Genomic DNA, 10,409 nt, shown 5'->3' with positions numbered 1-10,409 from the left:
GGCGTACATTTAAATGGTTATACAATGATCAATGGTGAGCCATATATTTGGATTGCACAGCGTTCTAAGCAGAGAAAAGTTGCACCTTTAAAATACGATCAAATGGTTGCAGGTGGTTTGCCTTCAGATTTATCTTTGATGGATAATGTATGTAAAGAAGCTGATGAAGAGGCAAGAATTCCTGAGCAATTGGTTAGACAAGCAGTTGCGGTGGGTAATATTCAATATATTACATCAACAGAAACTTCATTCGGGTTACGTAACGATGTTTTACACTGTTATGATTTAGAGTTACCTAACGATTTTGAGCCTTATAATCAAGACGGTGAGGTCGAGGAATTTATTTGTTTGCATGTGAATGATATTTGTAAGTTATTAAAGCAAGAAAATGTATTCAAAGCGAATACTGCATGGGTTATGCTACACTTTTTGTTACGTCATAATTGGCTTGATGTTGAAGAAGATGAACGTATATATCTAATGAAAAAGTTATCAATTAATTGAGGTGAATATGATTAAAAGTGTAGTGATAGAAGGCGAGGATTTTCCTGTAATTCAGGATGCTTATCATATACGAGATTTAGTGTTTACACAGGAGCAAGGTTATCCTGCTGAAATTGATGTGGATGATTATGATAAAATCGCATGGCACTGTGTGTTATATGATGGTAAAGCACCTATTGCAACTGGGCGATTAATACCTAAGGGAGATATTGGTAAAATCGGACGTGTTGCCGTGTTAAAAAGCTATCGAGGTCAAAACTTAGGGTTGCAACTAATGCAGGCATTGATGGCACAGGCTGAACAGCTGCCTTTTACAAAAATCGAGCTATCAGCCCAAGCTTATGCCCAAGTATTTTATGAAAAATTAGGATTTTCTGTGGTGGGTGATATATACCTTGAAGATGGCGAGCCGCATATTCATATGGAAAAAGTACTTTTATAGATTCTTCCAATCAATTGGCTTATGCTGATGTTGGATGAGATATCGGTTGGCTTGCGAAAAAGGTTTTGAGCCAAAAAATCCTCTGTAAGCAGAAAGTGGAGATGGGTGGGCAGATGTAATAATGCAATGTTTTGTTTCATCAATGAGTGTTATTTTTTTTTGGGCATGGCTGCCCCATAAAATGAATACAATATGCTTGCATTGTTGGTTAATGATTTGGATAGTTGCATCTGTCAGTGTTTGCCAGCCAATATGTGCATGAGATCCTGCTTTGCTGGCTTCAACCGTTAATGAGGTATTCAGTAAAAATACACCTTGTTTTGCCCAATTAATTAAACAGCCATGTTGAGGAGCTTTAAATCCCTCGATATCCTGCTCTAATTCTTTATAAATATTGCGTAATGAGGGTGGGATTTTTACATCAGGATGGACAGAGAAAGCTAAGCCATTTGCTTGATGAGGCCCGTGATAAGGATCTTGCCCTAAAATAACCACTTTCACTTGATCAAGCGGGGTTAAATGATAAGCACTATATCGTTCATTATCAGGTGGATAAATAGTAATATTTTGCTGACTAGCATTCAGAAGATGTTGTGTGATTTCATTAAAATAAGTTTTATTAAATTCTGCTTGAAGAAAGTTTTGCCAAGAGTTTTGCGGAAAATAGGTCATAAATCATTAACAGTACAATAAAAGTTTTGGGTGGTTTATAATACCCGATATTGAATTTTAATGACGGGAGTATTCTCTTGGTAGAACAACAGCAGCGAAGACATTCTCGTTGGTATGAGCGATTGGTTTTCAGTACAGTATTTCAGCTCATGATTGGGTTGTTGTGTGTGGCTGTTTTGCCGAGCTTGATAATTTGGCCTGAGATTATTATAAATTTTCCTCATTTATCACCTGTACAATGGCATACAACGGCAGCGAATGTATTGGCATATTGGGTTGCTTTTTTATTGTATAAAAAATTACAAAAATTTCCAGGAGCTCGTACATTAATTTATTTATTGCCTTCAGTCACAATATGTTGGGCAATTGCATTGGGCGTAATTTTGTTACTTCGACTAGATTATTCTCGTCCAGCTCTATTAAGCGCATTTATGTTAGCTAATATGGTTTTGGTGATCGGTAATCAATTGAGTCATAAATATCATCAGTTAAAATTAGCTATAGTGCCTTTTGGTGATTATCAAGAAGTGATTGCTTTGGATAGTGCAGATCATCGTATTTTGAGCGCACCGGCATTTAATGGCATACGAGATGATGCTGTTGTGGCAGATTTAAGAAGTAATATGCCAGATGAATGGCAAGCTTTTTTAGCAAACTGTGCACTTGCTAATATTCCTGTTTATCATAGTAGATTGATGGTGGAGCAATTAACAGGCCGTGTAAAGATTAATCACTTATCGGAAAATATTTTTGGCGCACTTTATACCACCTCTTTTTATGGCATTATGAAGCGTATAGCTGAGGTGATTTTTGTCTTAGTGCTATTGCCAGTTTGGCTACCTTTAATGTTGATTTTTGGTGCAATAGTTAAAATAGAAAGCCGTGGGCCAATGTTTTTTATTCAAGAGCGAGTGGGGTTAGGTGATAAGGATTTTAAAGTCTATAAACTCCGAAGTATGTGCCAAGATTCAGAAAAAAAGGGTGCGCAGTTTGCAACGCAAGGTGATGCTCGTGTTACCAAAGTAGGTAAATTCATTCGTAAAACACGCATTGATGAAATCCCTCAGTTTATTAATATTTTGAAGGGCGACATGAGTTTAATTGGGCCAAGACCCGAGCAACGTGTGTTTGTGGAACAGTTTAAAAAAGAGATTCCTTTTTATTCTTATCGTCATGTAGTGCGCCCGGGTATTTCAGGATGGGCACAAGTAACACAAGGCTACGCCGCTAATGCTGATGAAACGCGTGTAAAATTAGAATATGATTTATATTACATTAAACATTTTTCATTTTGGTTAGATGTATTGATCGTATTGAAGACGATTAGAACAATGTTGACAGGTTTTGGGGCAAGATAATGAAAATATTAGTTACAGGTGGCGCAGGCTTTATTGGCTCAGCAGTTGTGCGCCACATCATTAAACAGACAAATGATGAAGTTTTGAATGTTGATAAATTAACGTATGCAGGCAACTTAGAATCATTAACAGAGGTTGATAAAAGTCCCCGTTATCAGTTTGCTCAAGCAGATATTTGTGATGCAGTTGTAATGGCACAGTTATTTAATGAATTTCAACCGGATTTTGTGATGCATTTGGCTGCTGAATCTCATGTGGATCGTTCAATTGATGGCCCTTCTGCCTTTATTCAAACGAACATTGTGGGCACATATAATTTATTAGAAGTGGCACGTAAATATTGGCAGCAATTATCAGATGAGAAAAAGGCCGCGTTTAAATTTCATCATATTTCTACAGATGAGGTTTATGGTGATTTAGAAGGAACAACGGATTTATTCACTGAAACAACATCGTATGCGCCAAGTTCACCTTATTCAGCAAGTAAGGCAAGTTCTGATCATTTAGTTAGAGCGTGGCAGCGTACTTATGGTTTGCCAACAATTGTGACAAATTGTTCTAATAATTATGGCCCTTATCATTTTCCTGAAAAGTTGATCCCATTAATGATTTTGAATGCTTTGGATGGCAAAGCATTGCCTGTTTATGGTAATGGCCAACAAATTCGTGATTGGTTATATGTAGAGGACCACGCTAGGGCTTTATATAAAGTGATCACAGAAGGTAACATTGGCGAAACTTATAATATTGGTGGGCATAATGAAAAAGCGAATATTGATGTTGTGAAAACAATTTGTTCAATTCTCGATGAATTGCAGCCTCAGCCGAATGGACAAAAATATGAGTCATTTATTACTTATGTAAAAGATCGCCCAGGGCATGATTTGCGTTATGCAATTGATGCATCAAAGATTCAAAAAGATTTGGGTTGGAAGCCTGAAGAGACATTTGAAACTGGCATTCGTAAAACAGTGGAATGGTACTTGGATAATTTAGAGTGGTGTCGCAATGTACAAGATGGCAGTTATCAGCGCGAAAGATTAGGAGAAGGATAGTGATAGCGACAAAAGGTATTATTCTAGCCGGTGGTTCAGGTACTCGTTTGTATCCGATCACTAAAGGTGTTTCTAAGCAATTATTGCCAATCTACGATAAACCAATGATTTATTATCCTTTATCTGTTTTGATGTTGGCAGGTATTCGTGAAGTTTTAGTCATTAGCACGCCAGAAGATATTGATGGATTTAAACGCTTATTGGGTGATGGCACTCAATTAGGTATAGAAATCAGCTATGCGGTGCAGCCAAGTCCAGATGGATTAGCTCAGGCATTCATCATTGGGGAAGAATTTATTGGTGATAGTAATGTTTGTTTAGTGTTGGGCGATAACATTTTTTATGGTCAAGGTTTTACACCAATGTTAAAGCAAGCCGTGAACCGTGAAAAAGGTGCTACGGTTTTTGGGTACCAAGTCAAAGATCCAGAGCGTTTTGGAGTGGTTGAGTTTAATGAGCATAAACAAGCCATTTCAATTGAAGAAAAACCTGTGCATCCAAAGTCAAACTTTGCGGTTACGGGCTTATATTTTTATGACAATGATGTTGTAGAGATCGCCAAGCAAGTTAAGCCATCTGAACGTGGCGAGTTAGAGATTACTACAGTTAATCAAATATATTTAGAACGTGGTGATTTAAATGTAGAGTTGATGGGGCGAGGCTTTGCTTGGCTAGATACAGGTACTCATGAAAGCTTATTGGAAGCAGGAATGTTTGTGGAAACCATCGAAAAGCGTCAAGGCTATAAAATTGCATGTTTAGAAGAGATTGCCTATAACAATGGTTGGCTTACTAAAGAACAATTATTAACAATTGGGCTAAGCATGAATAAAAATGCTTATGGGCAGTATTTGATTTCGTTGGTGGATGAAGATGTCATTAGTTAATTTGATTGAATTTCCTATGCTTGGAGATGAGCGTGGCTCTTTAGTAGCATTAGAATCTATGAAAAATGTTCCATTTGATATTCAGCGAATCTATTATATTTTTGGAGCAGATTCTGAGAAGCCTAGGGGATTTCATGCCCATAAAGAGTTACAACAAATAGCAATTTGTGTAGCAGGTCGTTGCCGAATGGTTTTAGATGATGGCTATACTAAAGAAGTGGTATGGCTTGATTCACCTGATAAGGGGATATTAATTGGTAACTGTATTTGGCGAGAAATGCATGATTTTTCGAGTGATTGTGTACTTTTAGTCTTGGCAAGCCATCATTATGATGAATCTGATTATATTAGAAGTTATGATGAGTTTTTAAAAGAAGCACATAAGCCATTTATTCATCCATTATCTGATGTTAAAAGTATTAATATTGGGCAAGATACGAAAATTTGGCAGTATAGCGTTGTTCTAAAAGATGCGATTATAGGTGTGAACTGTAATATTTGCGCGCATACTCTAATCGAAAATAATGTCAAAATTGGTAATAATGTTACTGTTAAATCAGGTGTATATATTTGGGATGGTACTACAATAGCAGATAATGTTTTTATTGGTCCATCTGTTACATTCACTAATGATAAAAAACCCAGATCTAAACAGTATCCTGACAAGTTTAGTAAAACAACTATTAAATATGGTGCGAGTATTGGTGCAAATGCAACGATTTTACCAGGCATTACAATTGGCGAGCACGCAATGATTGGTGCGGGTGCTGTGGTAACTAAAGATGTTCCTGATTATGCGATTATGGTTGGTAATCCTGCTATTGTAAAAGGCTATGTAAATAAATGATCCCATTTTTAGATTTAAAAAATATTAATGCTCAATATAGAAATGAATTAATTGAAGCATGTACTCGTGTGGTTGATTCAGGTTGGTATATTGGTGGTTCTGAATTAGAAAGTTTTGAACAGAATTTTGCTGAATATTGTGGTACCAAATATGCAATTGGTGTTGCAAATGGTTTGGATGCATTAATTTTAACATTGAGGGCTTGGAAAGAATTAGGTAAGTTACAAGAGGGTGATGAAGTTATCGTGCCTTCAAATACTTATATTGCAAGTATTTTGGCGATTACTGCAAATAACTTAACGCCTATCTTAGTAGAACCGGATGTGAATAGTTTTAACATTGATCCAGAAAGAATTAAGCAAGCTATTACTAATAAAACAAAAGTAATTTTACCTGTACATTTATATGGTCAATTGGCTAATATGCCTGAAATTATGGCAATAGCTAAAAAGAATAACCTTTTAGTACTAGAAGATTCAGCACAATCACATGGTGCATCTATTGATGGTAAAAAAGCGGGTAATTGGGGTGATGCATCTGGTTTTAGCTTCTATCCGGGTAAAAATTTAGGTGCTTTAGGTGATGCGGGTGCAGTGACAACTAATGATCCTGAATTAGCGGAAATGCTAAAAGCATTGCGCAACTACGGTTCTCATGAAAAATATAAAAATCTTGCGCCTGGTGTGAATAGTCGATTGGATGAAATTCAAGCCGCGATGTTGAATGTTAAATTACTTTATATGGATCAGGAAGTAGAACATCGGCGTAAAATTGCACAGTTGTATTTGCAAGGTATTAAAAATCCTTTGATCCACTTGCCTTTACAAAATGTTGATGCTGAAAAGTATGATCAACACGTGTGGCATTTGTTTGTTGTCAGATCTGAGAAAAGGGATAAGTTGCAAAAATATCTAGCAGATCATGGTGTCCAAACGTTGATTCATTATCCAATTCCACCGCATAAGCAACAAGCATATCAAGAGTGGAATCATTTGAATTATCCTATTTCAGAGCAATTGCATTCTCAAGTTTTAAGTTTGCCAATGGGGCCGACTTTATTATTTAATGATGTTAAATCAATCATATTGCTATGTAATCAATTTGTAGACAAATAATATGAAACAGCTACTCAAGAGATATTTACCAAAATCTTTGAAAATGTGGTTAATACGCCATAGAGATAGGTTTTATAAAAGTCGATTATCAAAGAAAATGTCGATCAAACATAAGAATTTTCTTTGGAATATTAAGGACAAAAAGAAAATAAAAATTGTTTTTCTAGCAATTCATCGAAGTACTTGGAAGCTTGATTCTGTTTTTAAAAAGATGTTACAAGATCCCTATTTTGAGCCAATAATTTTAGTTTGCCCATATGTTGTGTATGGTGAAGATAGTATGCATCGAGATATGGCTGATACTTATCAGTATTTTCATGATAAAGGTTATCCTGTTTTATCATCATATAATGCAGATGATCAGTCTTGGTTGAAATTAGAAGAAATCTCACCAGATATTATATTTTTTACAAATCCACATGATTTAACAAGAAAGGAATATTATGAGGATGCGTATCTGAACTATTTGAGTTGTTATGTTCCATATCATCATGAGGTTGATAATGAAGATGTTCAATATAACCAAATCTTTCATAATGCAATGTGGATTATTTTTTCTACTCATTTAGTTTCTAGAGATTTGTATTTGACTCTATCATGTCTGAAAAAGCAAAATATTGTATTGTCTGGATACCCATTTTTAGAAAATATATCTCAATTAGTTATTGATAAAAATTCTCAAGAGAAAAAAGTTATTATTTACGCGCCTCATCATGAAATAGGTAGAGAAAGACCATACTCAACATTTTTAGAATATGCAGATATAATGAAAAAATTATCAGATAAATATAAGGATCAAGCATTATTTGTCTTTAAGCCTCACCCCATGTTAAAAAGCAAGCTATATATTCATCAGGATTGGGGAAAAGAAAGGGCAGATAGTTATTTTGCTTATTGGGAGGATAGTAAACATACTCAACTAAATACGGGAGAATATTTAGAATTATTCCAAGAATCTGATGCTATGATTCATGACTGTGGTTCATTCTTATTTGAATACCTTTATTTTAAAAAACCAGTGATGTATTTATTATCTAAAAAAAACCATAAGTCTCAATATAATCAATTAGGGATAAAGGCTTTAGATAGTATAAAAAATGGACGAAATGTGCAAGATATTGAAAGTTTTATACGATGTGTAATCAGTGGAGAAATTGATAACAATTCGAGTATTGATTTTTATATGCAATGTTTTCACAATGATAAATCACCATCTGATAAAATACTGAATGCAATTAAGGAAAAAATTAAATGAATACACAAAATATTGCTTTAATTTTTGCTGGTGGTACGGGCCAAAGAATGAATTCTAAAAGTATTCCTAAGCAATTTTTAGAACTTCATGGGAAGCCCATTATTATTTATACATTAGAACATTTTCAAAAGCATTCTGATATTGATGGAATTATTGTTGTTTGTTTAGAAGCTTGGATAGCTCATTTACAAAAATTACTTCAGCAATATGATATGGATAAAGTGATGTCTATTGTTTCAGGTGGTGAAACGGGCCAGTTGTCTATTTATAATGGATTAGGAGAAATAGAGAAACTTTTTAAGAATGGTGGAGATGAGGTTATTGTATTAATCCATGATGGTGTTCGCCCTTTGATCAATGAAAAATTGATAACTGATAATATCAAAATGGTTATGGAGAAGGGGAGTGCAATTACAACTTCTGCTGCGATTGAAACTGTTGCAATACAAAAATATCATTCAATAAATGTTATCAATGAAATTATAGATAGAAGTGATTGTCGTGTTGCAAAGGCACCACAATCTTTTTTCTTGAATGATATTCTATCCGCTCATCGCTTAGCTTTATCAGAAGGTGAAAATAATATTATTGATTCAGCAAGTATGATGATGAAATATGGCTATGAATTAAATATGGTTGATTGTGAACCGATTAATATTAAAATCACGACTCCTATTGATTTTTATATGTTTAAAGCCATTTTAGATGCTAGAGAGAATGCTCAGCTCTATGGTATAGAGTAATTTAATATGAAAAATTTTGATCAAGAATATATGTCATTTATTGAGAGCTCTAAGTTTAATTGGGAGCATTTAAAATGTAAAACTATTTTAATAAGTGGCGCAACAGGGTTGATAGGAAAAACGTTAGTTAACTTAATATTTAAAGCCAATCAACTATATAAATTAGATGTACAGTTGATTTGTTTAGTAAGAGATGTAGTAAAGGCTAGAACTTTATTTACAGATATGGATATAGTTTTATTGTACTCATATGACATGTGCGATGATATTCAGATCAATGAAAAAATTGATTACATTATTCATGCTGCTAGTATGACTCAATCCCATGATTTTATAAAAAAACCAGTGGATGTGATACAAACGGCAGTAGGTAGCATAAATAATCTATTGAATTTTGCAATGGAAAATACAATATCATCTTTTGTGTATTTATCTACTATGGAAGTATATGGTAAAAACCAATTGGCTAGAAAAATTACAGAGAATGATTATGGCTATTTGGATATAACGTCTATCCGTAATAGTTATCCAATAAGTAAGCAGTTAGCTGAAAATCTATGTTCATCTTATTATTCCCAATATAATGTTCCAACTAAAATTGCGCGTCTAACGCTAACATTTGGTCCAGGGATTGGGGAGGATGATAATCGCGTATTTGCTCAGTTTATGAGAAGTGCTATAAAGGGAGAGGATATAGTTCTACACACTGAAGGAAAAACGTGTAGGGATTATATTTATACATTAGATGCTGCCATGGCACTACTATATATATTAGTATACGGTAATAATGGTGAGGCATATAACGTTGCAAATAGTTCTACTTATTGTTCCATTAGAGAGATGGCGGAATTAATTGCAAAAGAATCTATAAATAAGGTGAGCAAAGTGGTGCTTATGCCTCCTAGTGCTGATATACTTTCATCGTATGCACCAGAAGTGGAAATTAATTTAGACACATCAAAATTAGAAAGTTTAGGATGGAAGCCTAATTTTTCTTTTGAAGAGATGATAGAGAATACATTATCATCATTGAAATCTTCTTTAAGGCCATAGTTTTGAATAAAGAACCTGAAAAGAAATTATGGTATGGAGTATTTTGGAGCTTCCTAGATAAAATCATCAATCAATTAGGCACTGTCTTTATCACAGTATATATTGCTCGATTAATTGGGCCTGAATCATTTGGAATGATTGGCATGTTAACGGTCTTTATTTTACTATCAGAATGTGTACTAGGTGGTTTTTCACAAGCATTAATACAAAGAAGTCATGATTTAACTGAAGAAGATAGTTCTACTGTTTTTTATATAAATTTAGCATGGGCATTTCTGATTTATATAATTTTATATATATTAGCGCCTTATATTGCTCAGTTTTATAAATTACCAGAGCTCACAAGTATTGCAAGAATTCTCTTTTTAGTAATATTCATTAATTCATTAATGGTGGTTTTTCGAGCCCAATTGACTATAAATTTAGATTTCAGAAGCCAAACTGTTGCCGCAACTTATGGTAGTGTCCTTAGTGGAAT

Annotated in this window: 12 protein-coding genes; 11 read left to right on the top strand and 1 reads right to left on the bottom strand. The window is 34.4% G+C overall.

Annotated features, from left to right (window positions below; genetic code table 11):
• The coding region (locus tag BZK14_RS13335; RefSeq protein WP_171973676.1) for an NUDIX hydrolase at positions 1 to 504 on the top strand (504 nt) is incomplete at its 5' end.
• Positions 505 to 511: 7 nt separating this feature from the next.
• Positions 512 to 946 (top strand): GNAT family N-acetyltransferase, encoded by a 435-nt coding sequence (locus BZK14_RS08015; protein ID WP_077925994.1) that lies wholly within the window; start codon positions 512 to 514, stop codon positions 944 to 946.
• Here the strand turns inward: BZK14_RS08015 and ung are convergent.
• Positions 941 to 1,618 (bottom strand): uracil-DNA glycosylase, encoded by a 678-nt coding sequence (gene ung / locus BZK14_RS08010; RefSeq protein WP_077925993.1) that lies wholly within the window; start codon positions 1,616 to 1,618, stop codon positions 941 to 943. The genes BZK14_RS08015 and ung overlap by 6 nt on opposite strands.
• Before the next feature lie 77 nt (positions 1,619 to 1,695).
• Between ung and BZK14_RS08005 the strand changes: the two genes are divergently transcribed.
• The 9 genes from BZK14_RS08005 to BZK14_RS07965 form a co-directional block, all read left to right on the top strand.
• On the top strand, positions 1,696 to 2,976 hold the full coding sequence (locus BZK14_RS08005; RefSeq protein ID WP_245831248.1) for an exopolysaccharide biosynthesis polyprenyl glycosylphosphotransferase: 1,281 nt from the start codon (positions 1,696 to 1,698) through the stop codon (positions 2,974 to 2,976).
• Complete coding sequence (gene rfbB, locus BZK14_RS08000) at positions 2,976 to 4,031, top strand: dTDP-glucose 4,6-dehydratase (protein WP_077925992.1); 1,056 nt, start codon at positions 2,976 to 2,978, stop codon at positions 4,029 to 4,031. Before BZK14_RS08005 ends, rfbB begins: the two co-directional genes overlap by 1 nt.
• Positions 4,032 to 4,033: 2 nt before the next feature.
• Positions 4,034 to 4,918, top strand: coding sequence for a glucose-1-phosphate thymidylyltransferase RfbA (gene rfbA, locus BZK14_RS07995; RefSeq protein WP_077925996.1), 885 nt, complete (start codon positions 4,034 to 4,036; stop codon positions 4,916 to 4,918).
• Entirely contained in the window at positions 4,905 to 5,765 is an 861-nt protein-coding gene (locus BZK14_RS07990) for a WxcM-like domain-containing protein (RefSeq protein ID WP_077925991.1), read from the top strand. Before rfbA ends, BZK14_RS07990 begins: the two co-directional genes overlap by 14 nt.
• Complete coding sequence (locus tag BZK14_RS07985; protein WP_077925990.1) at positions 5,762 to 6,880, top strand: DegT/DnrJ/EryC1/StrS family aminotransferase; 1,119 nt, start codon at positions 5,762 to 5,764, stop codon at positions 6,878 to 6,880. Before BZK14_RS07990 ends, BZK14_RS07985 begins: the two co-directional genes overlap by 4 nt.
• Before the next feature lies 1 nt (position 6,881).
• Positions 6,882 to 8,135: a CDP-glycerol glycerophosphotransferase family protein gene (locus BZK14_RS07980; RefSeq protein ID WP_077925989.1), complete on the top strand. Its 1,254-nt coding sequence runs from the start codon at positions 6,882 to 6,884 to the stop codon at positions 8,133 to 8,135.
• On the top strand, positions 8,132 to 8,878 hold the full coding sequence (locus BZK14_RS07975; RefSeq protein WP_077925988.1) for an IspD/TarI family cytidylyltransferase: 747 nt from the start codon (positions 8,132 to 8,134) through the stop codon (positions 8,876 to 8,878). Before BZK14_RS07980 ends, BZK14_RS07975 begins: the two co-directional genes overlap by 4 nt.
• A gap of 6 nt (positions 8,879 to 8,884) precedes the next feature.
• A complete protein-coding gene (locus BZK14_RS07970) occupies positions 8,885 to 9,931 on the top strand; it encodes an NAD-dependent epimerase/dehydratase family protein (RefSeq protein WP_077925987.1) in 1,047 nt (348 codons plus the stop codon).
• 2 nt (positions 9,932 to 9,933) lie between these two features.
• Positions 9,934 to 10,409 (top strand): oligosaccharide flippase family protein (locus BZK14_RS07965; protein ID WP_245831246.1); only part of this gene is annotated, 476 nt, incomplete at its 3' end.

Origin of the sequence: Wohlfahrtiimonas larvae, assembly GCF_002006755.1 — a bacterium.
In the GTDB taxonomy this organism is placed as follows: domain Bacteria; phylum Pseudomonadota; class Gammaproteobacteria; order Cardiobacteriales; family Wohlfahrtiimonadaceae; genus Wohlfahrtiimonas; species Wohlfahrtiimonas larvae.
This window is presented reverse-complemented; position numbering and strand designations above follow the sequence as displayed.

What these genes read in the sequence shown, in the direction of transcription:
- BZK14_RS08015 (WP_077925994.1), top strand. Translation starts at nt 512, where the DNA reads ATGATTAAAAGTGTAGTGATAGAAGGCGAGGATTTTCCTGTAATTCAG.
- ung (WP_077925993.1), bottom strand. Translation starts at nt 1,618, where the DNA reads ATGACCTATTTTCCGCAAAACTCTTGGCAAAACTTTCTTCAAGCAGAA.
- rfbB (WP_077925992.1), top strand. Translation starts at nt 2,976, where the DNA reads ATGAAAATATTAGTTACAGGTGGCGCAGGCTTTATTGGCTCAGCAGTT.
- BZK14_RS07990 (WP_077925991.1), top strand. Translation starts at nt 4,905, where the DNA reads ATGTCATTAGTTAATTTGATTGAATTTCCTATGCTTGGAGATGAGCGT.
- BZK14_RS07985 (WP_077925990.1), top strand. Translation starts at nt 5,762, where the DNA reads ATGATCCCATTTTTAGATTTAAAAAATATTAATGCTCAATATAGAAAT.
- BZK14_RS07980 (WP_077925989.1), top strand. Translation starts at nt 6,882, where the DNA reads ATGAAACAGCTACTCAAGAGATATTTACCAAAATCTTTGAAAATGTGG.
- BZK14_RS07975 (WP_077925988.1), top strand. Translation starts at nt 8,132, where the DNA reads ATGAATACACAAAATATTGCTTTAATTTTTGCTGGTGGTACGGGCCAA.
- BZK14_RS07970 (WP_077925987.1), top strand. Translation starts at nt 8,885, where the DNA reads ATGAAAAATTTTGATCAAGAATATATGTCATTTATTGAGAGCTCTAAG.